Origin of the sequence: Streptomyces oryzae (genome assembly GCF_017676365.1) — a bacterium.
Taxonomy (GTDB): Bacteria; Actinomycetota; Actinomycetes; order Streptomycetales; family Streptomycetaceae; genus Streptomyces; species Streptomyces oryzae.
Genome location: NZ_JADKMA010000117.1, coordinates 1 through 22,684 on the forward strand (window position 1 = coordinate 1; position 22,684 = coordinate 22,684).

Below are 22,684 nucleotides of genomic sequence, written 5' to 3' on the forward strand. Positions count from 1 at the left end.
GGGCGCACCCCGCAGCGTCTGGCCCCCGCGCAGCGAAAAGCGCCCCGTCGGTCGGGTCCCCCCACGGGCCCGTCGACGGGGCGCTTCCGATTCCCGGTCACGGATTCCCCCCACGGGATCCTGGCCGGGCGCTTCCAGGGTGTCCGTACGGTCGGGAGGGCCGCTCAAAGCTCCCCGTGCACGTTCACCGTTCCTTCACCTCGCATCCGTCCCCCAAGACGGATGTGAGCAGTGGCGCGGGCTTCGCCGGGAGGCCGACGCCACCCGGTTAGACCCACGAACCCCACCTATGGTTACCCCCCAATTTCTGTGACCTACGTCTCGTCGTCAATCCGCACAAATGGAAGATCCCAGTCCGTTCGGACTGGGATCTTCCATTTGTGCTGGTGCCAAGGCGTCGGCCCATCGGGAGGCGCCGGCCGCTCCCCCGGGATTTACCCCGAAAGAGCGGCAGCGCGTCAGCGAGCCTCGACGGGGACGTAGTCCCGCTCGACGATGCCCGTGTAGATCTGCCGCGGGCGGCCGATGCGCGAGTTCGGCTCCTTGATCATCTCGTGCCACTGGGCGATCCAGCCCGGCAGCCGGCCGAGCGCGAACAGCACGGTGAACATGCTGGTCGGGAAGCCCATCGCGCGGTAGATCAGACCGGTGTAGAAGTCCACGTTCGGGTAGAGCTTGCGCTCCACGAAGTAGTCGTCGGAGAGCGCGTGCTCCTCCAGGCGGAGCGCGATGTCCAGCAGCTCGTCGCTCTTGCCGAGGGCCGAGAGCACATCGTGGGCCGCCGCCTTGATGATCTTCGCCCGGGGGTCGAAGTTCTTGTAGACGCGGTGGCCGAAGCCCATGAGCTTGACGCCGTCTTCCTTGTTCTTCACCTTGCGGATGAAGCTGTCGACGTCGCCGCCGGATGCCTGGATGCCCTGCAGCATCTCCAGCACGCTCTGGTTGGCGCCGCCGTGCAGCGGGCCCCAGAGGGCGTTGATGCCCGCCGAGATCGAGGCGAACATGTTGGCCTGGGAGGAGCCGACGAGGCGCACGGTGGAGGTCGAGCAGTTCTGCTCGTGGTCCGCGTGCAGGATGAGCAGCTTGTCGAGGGCGTTGACCACGACCGGGTCCAGGTCGTACTCCTGCGCCGGGACCGAGAAGGTCATCCGCAGGAAGTTCTCCACATAGCCGAGGTCGTTGCTCGGGTAGACCACCGGGTGGCCGATCGCCTTCTTGTAGGCGTACGCGGCGATGGTCGGCAGCTTGGCCAGCAGCCTTATGGTCGACAGATACCGCTGCTGCTCGTCGAACGGGTTGTGGCTGTCCTGGTAGAAGGTCGACAGCGCGCTGACCACGGAGGAGAGCATCGCCATCGGGTGGGCGTCACGCGGGAAGCCGTCGTAGAACCGCTTGACGTCCTCGTGCAGCAGGGTGTGCTGCGTGATCTCGTTCTTGAACACGCTCAGTTGGTCGACGGTGGGCAGCTCGCCGTTGATGAGCAGATACGCGGTCTCCAGGAAGGTGCCGCGCTCGGCGAGCTGCTCGATCGGATAGCCGCGGTAGCGCAGGATGCCCTGCTCACCGTCGAGGTAGGTGATGGCGGATTTGTAGGCGGCGGTGTTCCCGTATCCCGAGTCCAGGGTCACCAGACCGGTCTGGGCACGCAGCTTGCCGATGTCGAAGCCACGGTCGCCCACCGTGCTGTCGACGACCGGGTAGCTGTACTCGCCGTCCCCGTAGCGGAGTACTACGGAGTTCTCGCTGTCGCGGTGTTCGCTCACGTCATCCCTCACCGACGTAGTGCCTCTTCTTCGAGGTGCCCTGACTTCTTCCACTCTCCCTTATCCAGCGCCGTGCGGTGCACTGGGGGTCAGCCAGAGGGCTCCATGGTGGCACGCAGTGCCGCCCAACTAGCTATCCTGCACCCTCTTGGGCGTCATGGTCACCCCCTGGCACTCATTGCGCCTCCCGAGAAGGCGCAGCGGCGCGCAACCGGTGGTCCAGCGCTGTGCAGCGGCGCCCTGCCGAGACGGTGCGGACCGCCTGGCCGAGGGCTCTGCGCGACCCCACCAGCACCACCAATCGCTTGGCTCTCGTCACCGCTGTGTAGAGCAGATTCCGCTGGAGCATCATCCAGGCACCCGTGGTGACCGGGATCACTACTGCCGGGTACTCGCTGCCCTGGGAGCGGTGGATGGTCACCGCGTAGGCGTGGGCCAGCTCGTCCAGCTCGTCGAAGTCATAGCCGACCTCCTCGTCCTCGTCCGTCAGCACCGTGAGCCGGTGGTCGTCGGGTTGCAGCGCGGTGACCACTCCGACCGTGCCATTGAAGACGCCGTTCGCCCCCTTCTCGTAGTTGTTTCTGATCTGGGTGACCTTGTCCCCCACCCGGAAAACCCGACCGCCGAACCGCTTTTCCGGCAGCCCGGGGCGGGCCGGGGTGACGGCCTGCTGGAGCAGCCCGTTGAGCGCGCCCGCGCCTGCCGGGCCGCGGTGCATGGGCGCGAGCACCTGCACATCGCGGCGCGGGTCGAGCCCGAACTTCGCCGGGATGCGCCGGGCCACCACATCCACGGTCAGCCGCCCGGCCGCCTCGGTGTCCTCCTCCACGAAGAAGAAGAAATCCTCCAGCCCCTGGGTGAGCGGCTGGGTGCCGGAGTTGATGCGGTGGGCGTTGGTCACCACGCCCGACTGCTGGGCCTGCCGGAAAACCCGGCGCAGCCGCACCGCCGGCACCGGCCCCTCCTCGGCCAGCAGATCGCGCAGCACCTCTCCCGCGCCCACCGAGGGCAGCTGGTCCACATCCCCGACGAGCAGCAGATGGGCGCCCGGTGGGACGGCCTTGATCAGCTTGTTGGCGAGCAGCAGATCGAGCATGGACGCCTCGTCCACCACCACCAGGTCCGCCTCCAGTGGGCGGTCCCTGTCATAGGCAGCGTCCCCGCCCGGCTTCAGCTCCAGCAGCCGGTGGACGGTGGATGCCTCGGCGCCGGTCAGCTCAGCCAGCCGCTTCGCCGCCCGGCCGGTGGGCGCTGCCAGCACCACCCGGGCCCGCTTGGCGCGGGCCAGCTCGACCACCGAGCGCACCGTGAACGACTTGCCGCACCCGGGACCGCCCGTCAGCACCGCCACCCGGCTGGTGAGCGCCAGCCGCACCGCCTCCTCCTGCTCGGGCGCCAGCCGGGCACCCGTCCGCTCGGCCAGCCAGCCCAGCGCCTTGTCCCAGTCGACGTCCTGGAACCAGGGCAGCCGGTCCTCCCGCGTCCGCAGCAGCCGCTTCAGCTGGGCGGCCAGCGCCACCTCCGCGCGGTGGAAGGGGGTGAGATAGACGGCCGTGAGGGTGCGCTCCGGGTCCTCCGGGTCGGGCACCGGTTCGCGTACGACACCGCCGGCCTCCTCGTCGGCCGCCAGTTCGCCGAGGCAGTCGATGACCAGGCCCGTGTCCACCTGGAGGAGCTTGACCGCCTCCGAGATCAGCCGCTCCTCGGGCAGATAGCAGTTGCCCTGGTCGGACGACTGGGAAAGGGCGTGCCGCAGGCCCGCTTTGACCCGTTCGGGACTGTCGTGCGGTATGCCGACGGACTGGGCGATGCGGTCGGCCGTCAGAAAGCCGATGCCCCACACATCGGCCGCCAGCCGGTAGGGGTTGCCACGCACCACGGAGATCGACGCGTCGCCGTACTGCTTGTAGATGCGCACCGCGATGGAGGTGGAGACGCCGACGCCCTGGAGGAAGACCATCACCTCCTTGATGGCCTTCTGCTCCTCCCAGGCCGCGGCGATCAGCTTGGTGCGCTTGGGGCCCAGGCCGGGGACCTCGATCAGCCGGTTCGGATCCGCCTCGATGATCTCCAGAGTGTCGACCCCGAAGTGGCTGACGATGCGGTCGGCGATGCGCGGCCCGACGCCCTTGACCAGACCCGAGCCCAGATAGCGGCGGATGCCCTGGATGGTGGCCGGCAGCACCGTGACGTAGTTGTCCACATGGAACTGGCGCCCGTACTGCGGGTGGGAGCCCCAGCGGCCCTCCATCCGCAGCGACTCCCCCGCCTGGGCGCCCAGCAACGCACCCACGACCGTGAGCAGTTCGCCACCGCCGCGGCCGGTGTCGACTCGCGCAACGGTGTAACCATTGTCCTCATTGGCGTAGGTGATGCGCTCTAGTACCCCTTCGAGCACCGCAGGCTGGAACGTCATGTCACCGACCGTAGCCTCGGCGACCGACATCGCGGCAGCCCTGTGGATAACTCTGGGCTCACCACCGGAACGGTCCGCGTGACCACCGCAGTTACGTCTGCACGAGCATCATCACGATCCTGCATCGGCCACGTCTTCAACTTGCGTCACCATGCGCACATCACATTGCATGACCGATGTAATCGTTTCCATGCGCAGCGCGGCGCCCCTGAGCGCCCTGCACTTGGGAGCACTTCACCCCCCTCTCCCAGCTTGGACAAAGCACGGCAATGGCAGGCATCAAGGACGTCGCGGCTCGTGCGGGCGTCTCCGTCGCCACGGTCTCGCGGGTCCTCAACGACCACAGCGGCGTCCGTGAGGAGACCCGTGCCCGGGTGCTGACCGCCGTCTCCGAGCTGAGCTACCGGCCCAACACGCTGGCCCGCTCGCTGCGCACCGACCAGACGCGCACTCTCGGGCTGGTCATCAGCGACGTACTGAATCCTTTCTTCACCGAACTCGCCCGCGCGGTCGAGGACGCGGCACGCGAGAGCGGCTACAGCGTGATCATCGGCAACGCCGACGAACAGCTCACGCTCCAGGACCACCACGTGCGCACGCTGCTGGACCGCCGGATCGACGGACTGCTCGTCTCCCCCGCCTCCGGCGATTCCGTCGCGCTGCGCGAGGCCGCGCTGCTGGGCATCCCGATGGTCTTCGTCGACCGGTGGATCGAGGGTCTGGACGTACCGCTGGTGCGTGCCGACGGGCGGCCCGCCGTTCGCGATCTCGTCGCTCATCTGTACGCCCTCGGACACCGCAGGCTGGCTATCATCACCGGGCCCGTCGCGAGCACGACCAGCAACGAACGGGTCCGCGCCTTCCGTTCGGCGCTGCAGGAGCACGGCCTGCCGCTGCCCGACGCCTACATAGGCCAGGGCGACTTCCAGACGGCGAGCGGACGGCGGGCCACCGAACGGTTCTTCGCGCTGCCGGAGCCGCCCGACGCCATCTTCGCGACGGACAACCTGATGGCGCTGGGCGTCATGGAGCAGCTGCGCAGGCTGGGCCTGCGGGTGCCGTCCGACGTGTCGCTCGCCGCCTTCGACGACATCCCGTGGTTCCTGCACACCGACCCCCCGATCACCGCCATCGCCCAGCCCACCCAGGAGCTGGGCCACCGCGCGGTCGCCGCGCTGACCGACCTGGTGGAGGGCAGGAGCGCCGGTTCCGTCACGCTCTCCGCCCACCTCATAGCGCGCCGCTCCTGCGGCGAAGACGAAAGGACGCGTCGTTGACCACCCCAGACCCGCCCCCGGCACGGGAACTGCTGCGCACGGAGGGCATCCGCAAGACCTTCCCCGGCGTGGTCGCCCTCGACGGTGTCGACTTCGACCTGCGCGCCGGCGAAGTGCACGTCCTGCTGGGCGAGAACGGCGCCGGCAAGAGCACCCTGATCAAGGTGCTCTCCGGTACCTACCGCGCGGACGCCGGGCGGGTGCTGCGTGAGGGCAAGGCAGTGCGCATCGCCGATGCCGAGGCCGCGGAGAAGCTCGGTATCGCCACTATTCACCAGGAGTTCAACCTGGTGCCGCACCTGTCCATCGCGGAGAACATCTTCCTGGGCCGGCAGCCGCGCAGGCTCGGCCTGGTGGACCGCAAGAAGATGGAAGCCGACGCGCAGGTGCTGCTGGACCGGGTCGGTGTCACCGCACCGCCGCGCACCCCGGTGGGCAAGCTGGGCATCGCCGGGCGGCAGATGGTCGAGATCGCCAAGGCGCTCAGCCTGCGCACCCGCGTCCTGATCATGGACGAGCCGACCGCCGTGCTCACCGCCGAGGAGGTCGGGCGCCTCTTCGCCATCGTCCGCAAGCTGCGGGCCGAGGGCGTGGGCATCGTCCTGATCACCCACCACCTGGAGGAGATCCCCGCCATCGGCGACCGGGTCACCGTGCTGCGCGACGGCCGCAGTGTCGGCCAGGTCCCGGCCGGCACTCCGCAGGAGGAGCTGGTGCGGCTGATGGTGGGCCGCAGCATCGACCAGCAGTACCCGCGCGAGACGGTGGCCGCCGAACAGGCCGCCGCCTCGGCCGCACCGCTGCTGCGGGTGACGGGACTGCGCAAGCAGGGCGTCTTCCAGGACATCAACTTCGAGGTGCGCGCCGGTGAGGTCGTCGGCATCGCCGGGCTGGTCGGCGCGGGCCGTACCGAGGTGGTACGCGCGGTCTTCGGCGCCGACGGCTACGACGCGGGACGCGTCGAGGTGGCGGGCAAGCAGCTGCGCGGCGGCGATGTGTGGGCCTCGCACGCGGCGGGCCTGGGGCTGGTCCCCGAGGACCGCAAGGGCCAGGGCCTGCTGCCGGACGCCTCGGTCGCGGAGAACCTGGGCCTGGTCACCCTGCGCGAGGCGAGCCGGGCCGGCCTGGTGGACCGCGCGGGGCAGCGCAAGGCGGCCTCCCGGATCGCCGACCGGCTCGGCGTACGGATGGCCGGGCTCGACCAGCACGTGCGCACCCTCTCCGGCGGCAACCAGCAGAAGGTCGTGATCGGCAAGTGGCTGCTCGCCAACAGCCGCGTGCTGATCCTCGACGAACCCACCCGCGGCATCGACGTGGGCGCCAAGGTCGAGATCTACCAGCTCATCAACGAGCTGACGGCCTCCGGTCACGCGGTGCTGATGATCTCCAGTGACCTCCCCGAGGTGCTGGGCATGAGCGACCGGGTCCTGGTGATGTCCCAGGGCCGGATCGCCGGTGAACTGACCGCGCGGGAAGCGACCCAGGACGCCGTGATGGCCCTGGCCGTCGGCACCTCCGCGCCAGGTACGAGCGAGATGGAGGATTCTCCCCGTGGCCATTGACACGCAGCCGGGTCACCGCCTGGACAAGCGCCCCGGCGGCAGCGGGCCGCCGAACCGGGTACGCCGCGTCCTGGAGGACAACGGCGCACTCACCGCGCTCGCCGTCCTGGTCGTGGTGCTGTCGTTCTGGACGGGCGACTTCTTCACGACGACGAACCTGCTGAACGTCGGCGTGCAGGCGGCCGTGACCGCGATCCTCGCCTTCGGCGTCACCTTCGCCATCGTCTCGGGCGGTATCGACCTGTCCGTCGGTTCGGTGGCGGCCTTCTCCGGGGTGATGCTCGGCTGGTTCACCACGACTCAGGGCATGCCGGTCTTCCTTGGCGTCGTCCTGGCCATCCTCTCCGGCACCGCCGCCGGACTGGTGAACGGCATCCTGATCTCCTACGGCAAGCTGCCGCCCTTCATCGCGACGCTGGCGATGCTCTCGGCGGCGCGCGGTCTGGCACAGGTCGTCTCCGAGGGCAACCCGGTGCTGCTGCCCGACTCCCTCTCCTGGATCGGCAAGACGATCGGGGAATGGCTTCCGGTGCCGGTCATCGTGATGATCCTGATGGGCCTGCTGGCCGCGCTGGTCCTCAACCGCACCTACAGCGGCCGGTCGATGTACGCGATCGGCGGCAACGAGGAAGCAGCGCACCTGTCCGGAATCCGGGTCCGCCGGCAGAAGCTGGTGATCTACACCCTGGTGGGCACCTTCGCCGCCGTCGCCGGAATCGTCCTGGCCTCCCGGCTCGCCTCCGCCCAGCCGACGGCCGCCAACGGTTACGAACTGGACGCGATTGCCGCCGTCGTGATTGGCGGGGCCAGTCTCGCGGGAGGTGTGGGTAAGGCTTCCGGAACACTGATCGGCGCGCTTATCCTCGCTGTTCTGCGCAATGGCCTCAACCTTCTCGATGTTTCCGCTTTCTGGCAGCAGGTGGTCATTGGGGTGGTTATTGCGCTCGCGGTGCTCCTCGATACACTGCGTCGCCGCGCATGATCTTTGTGCGACGGGGGAGCTCGCGTAGTTCATCCATCTGCCGACTGCAAGGAATGCAGCAATGAGCAAGAGAACGAACACGTCTGTCGTCATCGTGGCAACGGCAGTCGCACTGACGGCAACGGCCTGTGGCTCCGGCAAGGGTTCGAGCGGCGGTAAGGACAAGCCCAAGATCGGCTTTGCCATATCGGCCCTCAACCAGCCCTTCATGGTCGAGATGAAGAAGGGCGCCGAACAGGAGGCCAAGGCACAGGGTGCCGAGCTGAGCGTCCAGAACGCCTCGGACGACGCTTCCCAGCAGGCCAACCAGGTGCAGAACTTCACCTCGCAGCAGGTGAAGTCGATCATTATCAACCCCGTTGACTCCGATGCCGCGGCCCCCTCCGTCAAGGCTGCGAACAATGCGAATATTCCGGTCATTGCTGCCGACCGCAGTGTCAACAAGGCGGATGTGAAGGCCACCGTCGCCTCCGACAACATCGCGGGCGGCAAGCAGGCCGCCAAGGAGATCGCCGACCAGCTCGGCGGCAAGGGTGAAGTTCTCCACCTGCAGGGCCAGACCGGCACCTCCGCCTCCCGCGAGCGCGGCAAGGGCTTCACCGAGGGCCTCAAGAAGTACCCCGGCATCAAGGTCGTCACCAAGCAGCCCGCGGACTTCCAGCGGACCAAGGGCCTGGATGTGACCACCAACGCGATGCAGTCACACCCGGACATCGACGCGGTGTTCGCGGAGAACGACGAGATGGCACTCGGCGCGGTCAAGGCGCTCGGCTCCAAGGCCGGCAAGAGTGTCAAGATCGTCGGTTTCGACGGCACCCCCGACGCGATGAAGGCCATCAAGAAGGGCACCATCAACGCGACGGTCGCCCAGCAGCCCGACGAGCTCGGCAAGATGGCCGTCCGCAACGCCATGCGCGTCATCGACGGCTCCACCGTCGACAAGCAGATCAAGGTCCCGGTGAAGGTCGTCACCAAGAAGAACGTCGACCGGTTCTCCTGACCCGGAGCCGCACCGACGAGAGGCTGAACGGCCCGTCGCGGGCAGGGCTGCCCGCGCGGGACCCGTGCGGGCAGCCGTGTCCGCACGGGAGGAGAAGGAGCACCCCGGATGCACGGATACGACCTGCTGGTCGTAGGTTCCGCCAACGCCGACCTGGTCATCGGGCTCGACCGCCGACCGGGCCCCGGCGAGACGGTGCTCGGGTCGGATCTGGTGATCCACCCGGGCGGCAAGGGCGCGAACCAGGCGGCGGCAGCCGCCCGGCTCGGCGCCCGCACCACGCTGCTGGCGCGCGTCGGCGACGACGCGTACGGCCGGATGCTGGCCGAGGCACAGCGTGCGGCGGGCGCCGGGACGGCGGGGCTCCTCGTCGGTACGGCGGATCTGCCCGGCACGGTGGACAGGCCGGGCACGGTGAGCACGGACGGCGCCGCACAGGACGCCGAAGAGGGCAAGGGCGCACCTACCGGCGTCGCCCTCATCACCGTGGACGCGGCCGGCGACAACAGCATCGTCGTCTCCCCCGGCGCCAACGCCCGGCTCACGCCGGACGACGTGGCGGCGGCACGTGACCTCTTCGAGGCCGCTGCCGTTGTCTCCCTCCAGCTGGAGATCCCCCTGGAGACGGTTGCCGCGGCGGCCCGCTCCGCGGCCGAGCACGGTGCCAGGGTGGTGCTCAACCCCTCACCCCCTGCCGCGCTCCCCGAGGACGTACTGGCCCTGTGCGACCCTCTGGTCGTCAACGAACATGAAGCGCGGCTGCTGCTGGACGACGGGCAGCCGCTGAGCACCGAGCCCGAACAGTGGGCGACCGCGCTGCTCGCGCTCGGCCCGCGCAGCGTCGTGGTCACCCTGGGGGCGGACGGCGCACTGGTGGCCGGGCCCGGCGTGGACGCCGGCGCTGCGGACCGGATCGGCACGGCGCGGGTGCCCAGTCCGCGCGTAAAGGCCGTGGACACCACCGGAGCGGGCGACGCCTTCACCGGCGCGCTGGGCTGGCGGCTGGGCCGCGGCGACAGCCTGGAGGAAGCCGTGCGCTACGCGGTACGGGTCGGCGCTCTGGCGGTCACCCGGCCGGGCGCGCAGGAGTCCTACCCCAGCGCGCAGGAAGTCCAGGCCGTCGGGCAGGAGAGAGCGCAGTGAAGAAGTCCGGAATACTCAATCGCCACCTCAGCGGCGCCCTGGCCCAACTCGGGCACACCGACCTGGTCGTGGTGTGCGACGTCGGCCTCCCCATCCCCCAGGGCCCCACAGTGGTGGACCTCGCCTTCCGCACCGGAGTGCCCTCCTTCGCCGAAGTGCTCACCGGGCTGCTGGAGGAGCTGGAGGTCGAGGGCGCGGTCGCCGCCGCAGAGGTGCGGAAGGCCAACCCGGAGTGCGGCTCGCTGCTGGACGGTCACTTCCCCGGGCTGGAATTTGTGCCGCACGAAGACCTGAAGGTGCTGACCCGGCAGGCCCGGCTGGTGGTGCGTACCGGCGAGGCCAGGCCGTACGCGAACGTGGTGCTGCGCTGCGGAGTGCCGTTCTGAGGGCGGGAGTTCGAGCGCAGCAGTGCCGCAGAAAGCTTCGAAGGGCCCGGTCCGTGGACCGGGCCCTTCGCATCCCCCCTCGGACTCCCGCTTCTTCCCCCCAGGGAGCGCCGATACAGGTTTGACCCACCACTGAGCGAAAGGGTTGCACAGCAGTGGGTGACTTTCTTCCGCGCCACCTGTAGCAGCCCGGCGCGGCTCTACAGCACGTGCTGGAGATATCTCGCCGCGGTCTCCCGCAGCACCTCGGCGCCGTCCCGCTCCCACAGCACCGGGTTGAAGATCTCCACCTCGACCGGTCCCCGGTAGCCGGCTGCGTCCGTCCAGGTGCGGAAGGCCCGCAGATCGACCGCGCCGTCCCCCAACTGCCCCCGGCCCAGCAGCACGCCCTCGGGCAGCGGTGTGATCCAGTCGGCGAGCTGGAAGAGTGCGATCCTGCCCAGCTCGCCCGCCCGCGCGAGCTGCCGAGGCACCCGTTCGTCCCACCACAGGTGGTAGGTGTCCACGACCACCCCCACCTCGTCGGCGGGGAACCGCTCGGCGAGTTCGAGGGCCTGGCCGAGCGTGGAGACCACGCACCGGTCCGAGGCGTACATCGGGTGCAGCGGTTCGAGGGCCATGCGGACGCCGCGCTCCCGCGCGTAGGGGGCGAGTTCGGCCAGCGCGTCGGCGATCCGCTCGCGGGCCGCCGCCAGGTCGCGCTCGCCGTCCGGCAGGCCGCCCGAGACGAGCACCAGTACGCCGGTGCCGAGCTCGGCCGCCTCGTCGAGGGCCGCCCGGTTGTCGTCCAGCGCGGCGCGGCGCTCCCGCGTCTCCACTGCCGTGAAGAAGCCGCCCCGGCACAGCGAGGTGACGGCCAGTCCGTGCTGGCGCATGAGGCGGGCCGCGGCTGCGGGGCCATAGGCGCGCACCGGGTCGCGCCACAGTCCGACGCCCCCGATGCCCAGTTCGGCGGTGAGCCGGGCCAGTTCGGGCAGCGAGAGCTGGCGGACGGTCTCCTGGTTGACCGAGAGCCTGGCCAGCCCCTGCCGGGGGGCCTGGCCGGGGCCCTGTGCCGGGCTCACTGGGCCACCCCCTGGACGGCCAGCAGCTGTCTCATCCGGTGCTCGGCCCGCTCCGGGTCGGGGAAGAGACCCAGGGAGTCGGCGAGTTCGTAGGCGCGCGCCAGATGCGGCAGGGAGCGGGCCGACTGGAGTCCGCCCACCATCGTGAAGTGCTCCTGGTGCCCGGCCAGCCAGGCGAGCAGCACCACGCCGGTCTTGTAGTAGCGAGTCGGCTGCTGGAAGAGATGGCGTGCCAGTGGGACGGTCGGATCGAGCACGGCCCGGAACGCGGCGGCGTCACCGGAGTCGAGCATCCGTACGGCGTGCGCGGCCAGCGGGGCCAGCGGATCGAAGACGCCCAGCAGCGCGTCGCTGTGCCCCGCCTCGTCGCCCTCGATCAGCTGCGGGTAGTTGAAGTCGTCACCGGTATAACAGGTGACGCCCCGGGGCAGCCGTCGCCGCAGCGCCACTTCGCGGTCGGCGTCGAGCAGTGAGACCTTCACTCCGTCGACGCGTTCGGGGTGCGCCGCGATGATGCGCAGGAAGGTGCCGGTGGCCTCGTCCAGTTCGCCGCTGCCCCAGTAGCCCTCCAGCGCGGGGTCGAACATGGGGCCCAGCCAGTGCAGCACCACAGGGCGGCTCGCCTGGCGCAACAGTGCGCCGTAAACATGCTCATAGTCCTCGGGACCACGCGCGACAGCGGCCAGTGCGCGGGACGCCATCAGGATGGCCTGCGCGCCGGTGTCCTCCGTGAGCGCCAGCTGCTCCTCGTAGGCTGCGGTGATCGCCGCCAGCACCTTCCGCGGCTCCGCGTCCGGGCCGGGCACGCGCGGCCCGTGCCCGTGCGGGCCCAGCTGGTCGGTGCCCACGCCGCAGGCCAGCCGTCCGCCGACCGCGCTCGCCTCGGCGGCCGAGCGCCGGATCAGCTCGGCGGCACCCGCCCAGTCCAGGCCCATGCCGCGCTGTGCCGTGTCCATCGCCTCGGCCACCCCGAGCCCGTGCTCCCACAGATGGCGGCGGAAGGCGAGCGTGGCCTCCCAGTCGAGCGCTGCCGGCCCTTCGGGCGAGGTGTCGGCGAGCGGGTCGGCCACCACATGCGCCGCGGCGAAAACGGTACGGGAGGCGAGCGGTACCCTCCCGGCCGTACCGCGGCTGCCGCCGTGAAAGCCGGCCACCGCATCCGCGGGCGTGCGGCGCGGCTCGTAACTGCGGATGCCCCCGGTGGCGGGGTCCGGCAGCCGGATCACAGCGCCAGCTCCGGAACCTCGAGGCGCCGTCCCTCGGCCGAGGACCTGAGGGCCAGTTCCGCCAGTTGCACCCCGCGTGCGCCGGCGAGCAGATCCCAGGCGTAGGGCCGGCCACCGTCCGGTTCGGCTACATGGCGCAGGAACAGCTCCCACTGCGCCTTGAAGCCGTTGGTGTTCTCGTCGCCGTCGTTGTCGGGCACCTCCTGCCACTGGTCGCGGAAGCGCTCGGTGGCGGGCAGGTCCGGGTTCCACACCGGTTTCGGGGTGCCCGCCCGGTGCTGGTAGCGGCAGCCGCGCAGTCCGGCCACTGCTGAACCCTCGGTACCGTCCACCTGGAACTCGACCAGCTCGTCCCGGTGCACCCGTACCGCCCAGGAGGAGTTGATCTGTGCGACGGCTCCGCCCTCCAGGGTGAAGATGCCGTACGCCGCGTCGTCCGCTGTCGCCTCGTACGGCTCGCCCTGCTCGTCCCAGCGGCGCGGAATGTGGGTGGTGGCGTGTGCCTGGACGGAGGTGACGCGGCCGAAGAGGTTGTGCAGCACGTACTCCCAGTGCGGGAACATGTCGCTGACGATCCCGCCGCCGTCCTCCGCGCGGTAGTTCCAGGAGGGGCGCTGGGCGCTCTGCCAGTCGCCCTCGAAGACCCAGTAGCCGAACTCGCCCCGTACGGACAGCACCCGGCCGAAGAAGCCGCTCTCGGCCAGCCTGGAGAGTTTGCGCAGGCCGGGCAGGAAGAGCTTGTCCTGGACGACGCCGTGCCTGACCCCTGCCCTGGACGCCGCCCTGGCCAGCTCCAGCGCGCCGTCCAGCGAGGTGGCGGTCGGCTTCTCCGCGTAGATGTGCTTGCCTGCCGCAATGGCCTTCTTGAGGGCTTCCTGGCGCGCCGAGGTGACCTGCGCGTCGAAATAGATGTCGATGCTGTCGTCGGCCAGCACCGCGTCCAGGTCGGTGGAAACGGACTCCGGGTCCAGTCCGTAGGTGTGCGCTAGGGCGCGCAGCGCCTGTTCTCTTCGGCCCACCAGGACCGGTTCGGGCCACAGTGTCTCGCCGCCGCCGAGGTCGATGCCGCCCTCCTCGCGCAGCGCGAGGAGGGAGCGTACGAGGTGCTGGCGGTGACCCATCCGGCCGGTCACGCCGTTCATGGCGATCCGGACTGTCCTGCGTGACACGTGTGCTCGTCTCCCTGCTGTCGCGGTGGTGGAGCGTGTGGTGAGGCGGGACGACTGGGGGCGCTGCTGCTGCGCACACGCGGCGCAGTAAGCGCTTTCTACACTCACGCTCACCGTAGACCCAAGCGAAAGCTCACACAAGGGACTTGACGCCCGGCGCGGCGGCGTAGTCGCACGTGGGAACATGTCTCGAACGGGAGGATGCGGAGGAACGGATGGCAGTGACCCTGGCGGATGTCGCCGCACGCGCGGGCGTCTCCTCGGCAACCGTCTCCCGCGTGCTGAGCGGCAACTACCCGGTCGCCGACGCCACCAGGAACCGCGTACTGCGCGCCGTGGACGAGCTGGAGTACGTCGTCAACGGCCCCGCCAGCGCGCTGGCAGCCGCCAGCTCCGACCTGCTGGGCATCCTCGTCAACGACATCGCCGACCCGTTCTTCGGCATCATCGCGAGCGCCGTACAGGGCGAACTGGAGGGCCGCGCGTACGGAGGGCCCGTGCCACAGAAGCTCGCGGTGGTCTGCAACACCGGTGGCTCACCGGAGCGGGAGCTCACCTATCTCACACTGCTGCAACGCCAGCGCGCCGCGGCGGTCGTACTGACCGGCGGCGCCGTGGAGGACCCGGAGCACAGCGCTGCCCTGGCCACCCGGCTGCGACGGCTGGCCGCGGGCGGCACCCGGATCGTGCTGTGCGGCAGACCGCCCCTGGAGGACGCGGCGACGGCGCGGGAGGCCCGGCGCGGCACCTCGAAGCGGACCGCGAGCAGCGCACCCGTGCGGTCCCAGGGCGCGGCTGGAGCGGTCCTCACCGTCGCCTTCGACAACCGGGGCGGTGCACACGCCCTGACCACGCATCTGCTGACGCTGGGCCACCGGCACATCGGCTATGTCGCGGGCCCGGCCGAGCGCACCACCACCCGGCACCGGCTGGAGGGCCACCGGGCGGCACTGGAAGCGCATGGCGGCCTGGACGCGGACCGGGCCGAGAGGCTGACCGTGCACGGCGGGGGCTACGACCGTTCCTCCGGCTACGAGGGCACCCGCGAACTGCTGCGCAGGGCGCCCGAGACGACCGCCGTACTGGCCGCCAACGACACTGTTGCGCTGGGCGTCTGCGCGGCACTGCGCGAGATGGGTCTGCGCGTGCCCCAGGACGTGTCGGTCGCCGGCTTCGACGACCTGCCCTTCAGCGCCGACGCGTCCCCTGCGCTGACCACCGTGCGGCTGCCGCTGCACGAGGCGGGCGCCCGTGCCGGACAGCTCGCGCTGGGCACGCTGCCGCCGCCGCAGGACGGGATGGCGGCCATGGGGCACGAACTGGTGGTCCGCGCCTCCACGGCGCCGCCGCGCGCCGGGGGCTGAGCCGCGGCTCCCGCTGTCCCGGGGGTGGCCGACACGTGCTGCTGGAGCCTTGCCGGAGGGAGGGGCATCTGATCGGGTGAGCGCATGCGACTCGCGTTCTCCACTCTCGGCGTCCCCGGCATGCCCGTTCCCGAAGTGCTGGACCTGGCCGTCCGCTCGGGCTTCCACGGGATCGAACTGCGCGGCCATCCGGAGGAGCCCGTACACCCCGGCCTCGACCTGAGCGAGCGGCAGCGGGTGGTGCAGCAGTTCGCCGAATCCGGCGTCACACTGCTGAGCGTCGCCGGGTATCCGCGGATGGCCGAGAGCGGCGACGACGCGCCCGTACTGGAGGATGTGCGCGCACTGTTGCAGCTGGCGCACGACCTGGGTGCCCCGTATGCCCGGGTCTTCCCCGGTGGCGGCCCCGACCTCGCGGAGGGCGACGCGACGGCCGTGCGGAGGCTGCGGGAGGCCGCCGCCATCGCGGACGGTCTGGGGGTGCGGGTGCTCCTGGAGACGCACGATTCGCACAGCACTGGCACGGACGCGGCGCGCGTCCTGCGCGAGGTGGACCACCCCGGGGCAGGTGCCCTGTGGGACGTGATGCACACCTGGCGGGCCGGCGAGGACCCGGAGGAGACGTACCGGCTGCTCGGCCCGTATCTGGGCTACGTGCAGGTGAAGGACATCGCCTCCCGGGAGGACACCACCCCACTGCCGCCCGGCGAGGGCGTACTGCCGCTCACGGACGTCGCCGAACTGCTCACCCGGGCGACGGACGCCGAGACGCCCGCCCCCGGGGAGGGGACGGGCGTCGAGTGGCTGTGCTGGGAGTACGAGAAGCGCTGGTACCCCGAGGTACGCGAGCTGCCCGAGCTGCTGCCGAAGGTCCGCGAACACCTGTTGGGCCTGCTCGCGGACGCCGCCTAGCCGAGCCCTGCCTTCACACCAGCACGGCTGCCCCGGACCGTCAGGGGCGCAGCTGGAGCTTGTCCTTCTGCGGCTTGTCCAGTTGCTTGTTGTAGGCCGTCAGCCGCTTCGGCTTCTCGTCCGGGTCCGTCTTGAGGCCGGCGAACTTCATCAGCATGCGGGTGGCGGCTTCCCGGTCGTCCGCCTTGAGCGTGGCGATCCTCGCCCCATGGTCCTGTCCGGGCGCCCAGTAGACGGCAGTGTCCTTGGTGTGCCTGCCGGGACGGAACGGCTCGGCTCCCCAGGGGTCGTTCTCGCCGTAGATGTAGAGCATCTGCGAGGAACTGCTGCGCACCCAGCGGTCGATGTCACGCATCGCCCTGTCGTGCTTGTTGAACTCCATCGGGATGTCGCGCGGCACGTAGGTGCGCGGGACGTTCAGGCCCGGGTACTTGCGCACGTCGTCGAGGAGGGGCTCCTCGTAGTCGGGCGAGCCCAGCTGGGTGCCCGCCTGGTAGTAGTACGGGGTGTACGGCAGCATGCCCTGGTCGGTACCGGCCTCCCAGCCGCCGATCTCGTCGGCCCACTTGTAGAGCGCGTCCGTGGAGGCGTCGGTGCCGGGCACCTCGTCGCACTCGCTCTCCAGGTGGTACTGCCAGAAGCCCCACACCAGGTCCTGCGCGACCAGTTCGAACGCCTTGTCGGCGCTGCCAGCCAGCTTGAAGGTGTAGTCGTTCTCCTTGGCCCACGCCTTGATGCGCGAGACCATCTCACCGCGCCGCTCGAAAATCTCGTGCTGTGTGGCGTTCAGCCGGTCGCGGCACTCCTTGGAGCCCACGTTTTCGAAGAACTTGTAGTACGCCGAATCCTCGCTGTTGCGGACGTCGTTCGGAGCGACATAGGGGACCGTGCCGTCCATGTCCTGCGGGTAGAAGCGGCGGTAGTAGGTCGCCGTCATTCCGCCCTTGCTGCCGCCGGTCGCGATCCAGTTCTTGCGGTAGATCTGCTTGAGCGCCTGGTAGATGCGGTGCTGGTCACTGGCCGCCTGCCAGATGGTGAGCTTCGACCAGTCGGCGGGCTTCGGCCGGGAGGGGGTGAAGAAGCGGTACTCCATGGAGACCTGGTTGCCGTCCGTCAGCTGCGTCGGCTCACTGCGGCTGGGCTTGGTGTTGAGGTCGTAGCCGCTGGTGAAGAAGACCGTAGGGCGGTTGGTGTCCTTGTGCAGGATGGAGATGCGCTGCTTGAAGGTTCCCTTGCCGGGGTGCCGGTGGTCCACCGGCTGTTCGTAGTTGAGCAGGAAGAAGCGGTATCCGTCGACCGGCTTCTCCTCGATGAGGCTCATCCCTGGCACCGCGAGAATGCGGTCCTTGATGTCGGTACCGGCTGCGGAGTCCGCTGCCGTCCCTGCCGCGGTACCTGCTGTGGGTGCCGCCCCGGCTGTGGCGCTGCCGACGCTGAAGGTGCCTATGAGCACCACCAAAGAGAGCAACCATCTGAGCGATTTACGCATTCACCCTCCCCTTGCTTCGCCAAAAGTCGTCGAGAACCTATCGGCGCCGGAGCGGCTCCGCCAGACCCCGGCAGCCGCCGGGTGTACGGAATCCGGAAGAGCGCACACCGCTCAGCGGTGCGAACTGCGCTGTCGGTGCCCAGGTCTACGCTGCCGTCATGACTGATCCCGCCACCCCGCCGACGCCCGCCCCGCTGGCCACCGGCCCGCGCGGGATGCGGCTGCTCTCCTTCCACCGGGAAGAGGAGAACGCCCGCTTCCCCGACGCACCTGTGGGCTATGTCCTGCTGGCCGTCCGGCACTCCGGCCGGCTGCTGATGGTCCATGTCCGCAGCCGCGCCTGCTGGGAGCTGCCGGGCGGCGGTATCGAGGAGGGCGAGAGTCCGCGCCAGGCGGCGGCACGGGAACTGCGCGAGGAGACCTGCCAGTTCGTCGATCCGGCAGCACTGCGCTTCGCCGGCTTCGCCCGCACCTCGCTCGGACCCGAACAGCGGGTGCTCTATGGCGCCGTCTACACCGGCGAGCTGACGGAAGCGCTGCCCTTCACGCCCACCGATGAGATCTCCGCGATCCACTGGCGGGCCGGCGAGGAGCCGTTGCCCTACGGCGAGGTGCAGACGGTGGACGAATATGTGGTGCGCCTGTGCGGCACTTGAGGCTTACGGTCGGCGTATGCCGCAGCCACACGGATTCGCCTACGAACAACGCGACGGCGCGACGGCCGTGGTGATAACCCACCACGGCCGTCCGGTCACCACCTTGCGCGGGTCCCGCGCGGAGCGCTTCCTCCGGGAGGTCGCCGCCGGGGATGCCCAACTGGTCATGGCCCGTTGGACGGGCAACTACAAGCGCGGCAACGAGCGCACCGCCCGCCGTCACCCACGGAACCGACCGTCGTAGTGCGCGTCAGGGGGTGCCCCTTCAAGGCGCGTCACTGGGCCAGCGCGTGCTCCGGACCACCTGTGGTGGGGGTGCCCGCGAAAGTGCGCCACAGCTCCGCGTAGCGTCCGCCGCGGGCGACCAGTTCCTCGTGGGTGCCGTCCTCGGCGATCCGGCCGTGGTCGAGGACGACGACGCGGTCGGCCCGCGCGGCAGTCGTCAGCCGGTGGGCCACCACCAGCGTGGTGCGCGACCCGGCCAGCCGGTCGGTTGCCTGGTTGACCAGCGATTCGGTGGCCAGGTCGAGCGCCGCGGTGGCCTCGTCCAGCAGCAGGACCGCCGGGTCGACCAGTTCGGCACGGGCCAGCGCGATCAACTGCCGCTGCCCGGCGGAGAGATTGCGGCCCCGCTCGTCCACCTCGTGCAGATAGCCGCCCGAAAGGGAGGCGATCATGTCGTGCGCGCCGACCGCCCGGGCCGCCGCCTCCACCTCGGCGTCCGTCGCGTCCATCCGGCCGTAGGCGATCGCGTCCCGCACGGTGCCCGGGAAGAGGTACGGCTCCTGTGGCACCACTCCGAGCCGGTGCCGGTAGCCCGTCAGGTCGATGTCGCGCAGGTCGTGGCCGTCGACCAGGACGGCGCCCTCGCTCGGGTCGTAGAACCGGGCGACGAGCTTGACCAGGGTGGACTTGCCCGCTCCGGTCTCGCCCACGAAGGCGACGGTCTGCCCGGCCGGGATGGTCAGCCGGACGCTCGAGAGCGCTGCCTCCTCCCCCTGTGCGCCGGCCGGGTCGGCGGTGGCGTAGCGGAAGTGCACATCCCGGAACTCGATCTCGCCGCGCAGCCCCGGCAGCTCGCGCGGGGACGCCGCCTGGGGCGTGCTGCTCTCCTCGCGCAGCAGCTCCTGGATGCGGCGCAGTGAGACGGCCGCCTGCTGGTATCCGTCGAAGACCTGGGAGAGCTGCTGCACCGGCGCGAAGAACAGCTCGATGTAGAGCAGGTAGGCCACCAGCGCGCCCGCCGTCAACGTACCGCTCTCGATCCGCCCGGCGCCGACCACCAGCACCGCGGCAGTCGCCACGGAGGCGAGGAGCTGCACGAAGGGGAAGTAGACGGATATCAGCCACTGCCCGCGCACCCGCGCCCTGCGGTAACCGTCGCTGCGGCGCTCGAACTGCTCGGCACCGCGCTCCTCGCCCCGGAACGCCTGCACCATCCGCAGCCCGGCCACCGACTCCTGGAGATCCGCGTTGACCACACTGACGCGCTCGCGGGCCAGTTCGTACGCCTTGACGCTCTGCCTGCGGAAGAAGACCGTCCCGACGATCAGCAACGGCAGCGTCGCGAAGACGACCAGGGCCAGTTGCAGATCCAGCACCAGCAGTGCGCCGAGGATGCCCAGGAAGGTGAAGAGCGAGACGACAGCGGTGACCAGACCGGTCTGCAGGAAGGTGGACAGCGCGTCCACGTCGGTCGTCATCCGGGTCATCACGGCACCCGCCAAGTGCCGCTCGTAGTAGTCGAGTCCAAGCCGCTGCAACTGCGCGAAAATCTTCACCCGCAGGGCGTACAGCACCCGCTCTCCGGTACGCCCGGTCAGCAGCAGCGAGCCGACCTGCGCCGCCCACTGGACGACAACCACGGCCAGCGCCAGTCCGGAGGCGAACCAGACGGCGCCCAGTGCGCCCTTCTCCACACCGTCGTCGATACCGTGCCGGATCAGCACGGGCAGCAGCAGCCCGAACCCGGCGTCCAGTGCGGCGAAGACGAGGGCGACCAGGAGGGCCGCGCCGAAGCCGCGCAGCAGGCGGCGCAGCCCGTAGGAGTCCTCGCGCTGCTCGGCGCGCTCCTCGTCCACGTCCGGGGTGTCGTCGGCGGGCGGCAGCGCGGCCACCCTGGCGAGCAGTTCGGGGCTGCCTGGCAGCCCCGCGAGTTCAGCGCCGAAGGCGCCGGGCCGGCCAGCCTGTGCGGCGGCTGTGCCGGTGCTGCCCGCCGGGCCCGCACCGTCCGCTTCCGCTTCCTGCTCGCGCACCCACAGCTGGGGCGTCACCCCGTCCACGGTGTCGTGCGCGTCGTGCACCGCCATGCCGGCCGGGTCGCGCTCCACGTCGCCGAGTTCGTCCGGGTCGGTCAGCAGCCGGCGGTAGAGGGCACAGCGCTCGGTCAGCTCCTCGTGGGTGCCGATGTCGGCCAGCCGGCCGCCGTCCAGCACCGCGATGCGGTCGGCGAGCGCCAGGGTGGACTGCCGGTGGGCGATCAGCAGCGTCGTACGGCCCGCCATGACCTCGCGCAGCGCCTCGTGTATCTCGTGCTCCACGCGGGCGTCGACGGCCGAGGTGGCGTCGTCCAGGAGCAGCAGGCGCGGGTCGGTCAGCAGCGCGCGGGCGAGCGCGATGCGCTGCCGCTGGCCGCCGGAGAGGGTCAGCCCCTGCTCGCCGACTGCCGTCTCGTAGCCGTCGGGCAGCTCCTGGATGAAGCGGTCGGCCTGCGCGGCGCGCGCGGCGGCGCGGATCTCCTCGTCGGTGGCGTCGGGGGCGCCGTAGGCGATGTTCTCCCTGAGGGACGAGGAGAACAGGAACGGGTTCTCCGGCACGAGGCCGATGGCGGAGCGCAGGGAGTCCAGCGTCAGATCGCGTACGTCCTGGCCGCCGACGCGCACGGCTCCGCCCGTCACGTCGTAGTAGCGCGGCAGCAGCATCGAGACGGTGGACTTGCCGCTGCCGCTGGCGCCCACCAGGGCGACCGTCTCGCCCGGCTCGATCCGCAGACTGAAGCCGTCCAGCACCGGGTTGTCCGGCGCGTAGCCGAAGGTGACGTCCTCGAACTCCACCGAGGCGTCGGCGGACTTCGGCAGGGGGCGCGCGTGCGGGCTCTCGGCCATCTGCGGCTCGGTGTCGATCAGGTCGTAGACCCGCTCGACACCTGCCCGTGCCTGCTGTCCGACGGTGAGCATCATGGCCAGCATCCGGACGGGGCCCACCAGCTGCGCCAGGTAGGTGGAGAAGGCGACGAAGGTGCCCAGGGTGATCTCGCCGCGGGTGGCCATCCAGCCGCCGAGCGCCAGCATCGCGACCTGCCCCAGGGAGGGCACTGCCTGAAGGGCCGGGGTGTAGCGCGCGTTGAGGCGTACGGTGCGCAGCCGCCCGGCGAACAGCTTCCGGCTGATGGCCCGGAGCTTTCCGGTCTCCTGCGCTTCTTGACCGAACCCCTTCACCACGCGGACACCGGTGACCGATCCGTCCACTACGGAGGCGACCGCACCGGCCTGCTGCTGCGCGTACCAGGTCGCCGGGAAGAGACGCTTACGGCTGAGATCTGCGACCCACCACAGCAGTGGGAAGACGGCCACCGACACCAGGGTCAGCAGTGGCGAGAGAACGAGCATCACCACGAGCGCCACCAGGAACAGCAGCACGTTGCCGATCATCATGGGCAGCATGAACAGCAGGCTCTGCACCAGCTGGAGGTCGCTGGTGCCGCGCCCGACGACCTGCCCGGTGGACAGCTCGTCCTGGCTGCGGCCGTCCAGCCGCACGATCGAGCGGTACATCTCGGTCCGCAGGTCGTGCTGCACGTCCAGCGCGAGCCGCCCGCCGTAGTAGCGGCGGGCATAGGTCAGTACGTAGATGACGGCAGCCGCGGCGATCAGCAGCCCGATCCACGTCCACAGGCTGCCCTTCCCGCCGACCACCACGTCATCGATGATGATCTTGGTCAGCAGTGGTACGAGCGCCATGACGGCCATGCCGCCCAGCGAGGCGCCCAGCGCGAGCACGACCGCACGCCTGTACCGCCAGCAGTACCCGGCCAGCCGCCGCGCCCAGCCCTGCCTACTGGCACTCTCCTTCGTCACGACGTCCCCAGTCCCTTCGCGTCGGGCCCATCCCGGCCTTCTCTGCGGAAAGCCCAACATCAAAGGGTCGGATTTTCATCCCGGAGTGCCCAGGAGTGGGACGGGAGCGCCCAGGAGCGAGCGGAGCGCGGAGGCGCGGGCGGAGAGCGCCCGAGGGGCGGAGGGGAGCGCAGGAGCGGAGAGGGGCGCAGGCACCGGG

15 protein-coding genes and 1 pseudogene are annotated in these 22,684 nt (G+C 70.3%); 9 read left to right on the forward strand and 7 right to left on the reverse strand.

Annotated features, from left to right (window positions below; genetic code table 11):
* Positions 1 to 458: 458 nt before the first annotated feature.
* Both ITI46_RS21565 and recD2 read right to left on the reverse strand, forming a co-directional pair.
* Positions 459 to 1,763 (reverse strand): citrate synthase, encoded by a 1,305-nt coding sequence (locus ITI46_RS21565; protein WP_209241342.1) that lies wholly within the window; start codon positions 1,761 to 1,763, stop codon positions 459 to 461.
* Between the two features lie 175 nt (positions 1,764 to 1,938).
* Positions 1,939 to 4,179, reverse strand: a complete 2,241-nt coding sequence (recD2, locus tag ITI46_RS21570; protein ID WP_209241343.1) for an SF1B family DNA helicase RecD2 — start codon at positions 4,177 to 4,179, stop codon at positions 1,939 to 1,941.
* 269 nt (positions 4,180 to 4,448) lie between these two features.
* On the opposite strand from recD2, the gene ITI46_RS21575 reads away from it, so the two are divergent.
* From ITI46_RS21575 to rbsD, 5 genes and pseudogenes are all read left to right on the forward strand, one after another.
* Positions 4,449 to 5,456, forward strand: coding sequence for a LacI family DNA-binding transcriptional regulator (locus ITI46_RS21575; protein ID WP_209241344.1), 1,008 nt, complete (start codon positions 4,449 to 4,451; stop codon positions 5,454 to 5,456).
* The gene (locus ITI46_RS21580) at positions 5,453 to 7,018 is read left to right on the forward strand and encodes a sugar ABC transporter ATP-binding protein (RefSeq protein ID WP_209241345.1); all 1,566 of its coding nucleotides are present in this window, start codon (positions 5,453 to 5,455) and stop codon (positions 7,016 to 7,018) included. Before ITI46_RS21575 ends, ITI46_RS21580 begins: the two co-directional genes overlap by 4 nt.
* Positions 7,008 to 9,000: pseudogene (locus ITI46_RS35840) on the forward strand (ABC transporter permease/substrate-binding protein). The gene ITI46_RS21580 and the pseudogene ITI46_RS35840 overlap by 11 nt, the downstream one beginning before the upstream one ends.
* A 108-nt stretch (positions 9,001 to 9,108) precedes the next feature.
* Positions 9,109 to 10,143, forward strand: a complete 1,035-nt coding sequence (locus ITI46_RS21595; protein ID WP_209241348.1) for a ribokinase — start codon at positions 9,109 to 9,111, stop codon at positions 10,141 to 10,143.
* A complete protein-coding gene (rbsD, locus tag ITI46_RS21600; RefSeq protein WP_209241349.1) occupies positions 10,140 to 10,529 on the forward strand; it encodes a D-ribose pyranase in 390 nt (129 codons plus the stop codon). Before ITI46_RS21595 ends, rbsD begins: the two co-directional genes overlap by 4 nt.
* Positions 10,530 to 10,729: 200 nt before the next feature.
* On the opposite strand, the gene ITI46_RS21605 is transcribed toward rbsD, so the two are convergent.
* From ITI46_RS21605 to ITI46_RS21615, 3 genes are read right to left on the reverse strand one after another with little or no spacing between them, the layout of a single operon-like run.
* Complete coding sequence (locus ITI46_RS21605; RefSeq protein WP_307808267.1) at positions 10,730 to 11,593, reverse strand: sugar phosphate isomerase/epimerase family protein; 864 nt, start codon at positions 11,591 to 11,593, stop codon at positions 10,730 to 10,732.
* Positions 11,590 to 12,819 (reverse strand): dihydrodipicolinate synthase family protein, encoded by a 1,230-nt coding sequence (locus ITI46_RS21610; protein WP_209241350.1) that lies wholly within the window; start codon positions 12,817 to 12,819, stop codon positions 11,590 to 11,592. The genes ITI46_RS21605 and ITI46_RS21610 overlap by 4 nt, the downstream gene beginning before the upstream one ends.
* A complete protein-coding gene (locus ITI46_RS21615; RefSeq protein WP_209241351.1) occupies positions 12,816 to 13,988 on the reverse strand; it encodes a Gfo/Idh/MocA family protein in 1,173 nt (390 codons plus the stop codon). The genes ITI46_RS21610 and ITI46_RS21615 overlap by 4 nt, the downstream gene beginning before the upstream one ends.
* 215 nt (positions 13,989 to 14,203) lie before the next feature.
* Between ITI46_RS21615 and ITI46_RS21620 the strand changes: the two genes are divergently transcribed.
* Both ITI46_RS21620 and ITI46_RS21625 read left to right on the forward strand, forming a co-directional pair.
* A complete protein-coding gene (locus ITI46_RS21620; protein WP_209241352.1) occupies positions 14,204 to 15,352 on the forward strand; it encodes a LacI family DNA-binding transcriptional regulator in 1,149 nt (382 codons plus the stop codon).
* 84 nt (positions 15,353 to 15,436) lie between these two features.
* A complete protein-coding gene (locus ITI46_RS21625) occupies positions 15,437 to 16,264 on the forward strand; it encodes a sugar phosphate isomerase/epimerase family protein (RefSeq protein WP_209241353.1) in 828 nt (275 codons plus the stop codon).
* Positions 16,265 to 16,304: 40 nt separating this feature from the next.
* Here ITI46_RS21625 and ITI46_RS21630 read toward each other — a convergent pair whose 3' ends face one another.
* Positions 16,305 to 17,753: a S28 family serine protease gene (locus ITI46_RS21630; RefSeq protein ID WP_209241354.1), complete on the reverse strand. Its 1,449-nt coding sequence runs from the start codon at positions 17,751 to 17,753 to the stop codon at positions 16,305 to 16,307.
* Positions 17,754 to 17,911: 158 nt separating this feature from the next.
* Here ITI46_RS21630 and ITI46_RS21635 point away from each other — a divergent pair, with 158 nt between their 5' ends.
* Positions 17,912 to 18,409: an NUDIX hydrolase gene (locus ITI46_RS21635; protein WP_209241355.1), complete on the forward strand. Its 498-nt coding sequence runs from the start codon at positions 17,912 to 17,914 to the stop codon at positions 18,407 to 18,409.
* A gap of 16 nt (positions 18,410 to 18,425) precedes the next feature.
* Positions 18,426 to 18,653 (forward strand): hypothetical protein, encoded by a 228-nt coding sequence (locus ITI46_RS21640; RefSeq protein ID WP_209241356.1) that lies wholly within the window; start codon positions 18,426 to 18,428, stop codon positions 18,651 to 18,653.
* A 31-nt stretch (positions 18,654 to 18,684) separates the two neighbouring features.
* Here the strand turns inward: ITI46_RS21640 and ITI46_RS21645 are convergent, their stop codons facing one another.
* Positions 18,685 to 22,485, reverse strand: a complete 3,801-nt coding sequence (locus ITI46_RS21645; protein ID WP_209241357.1) for an ABC transporter ATP-binding protein — start codon at positions 22,483 to 22,485, stop codon at positions 18,685 to 18,687.
* Between the last annotated feature and the right edge of the window lie 199 nt (positions 22,486 to 22,684).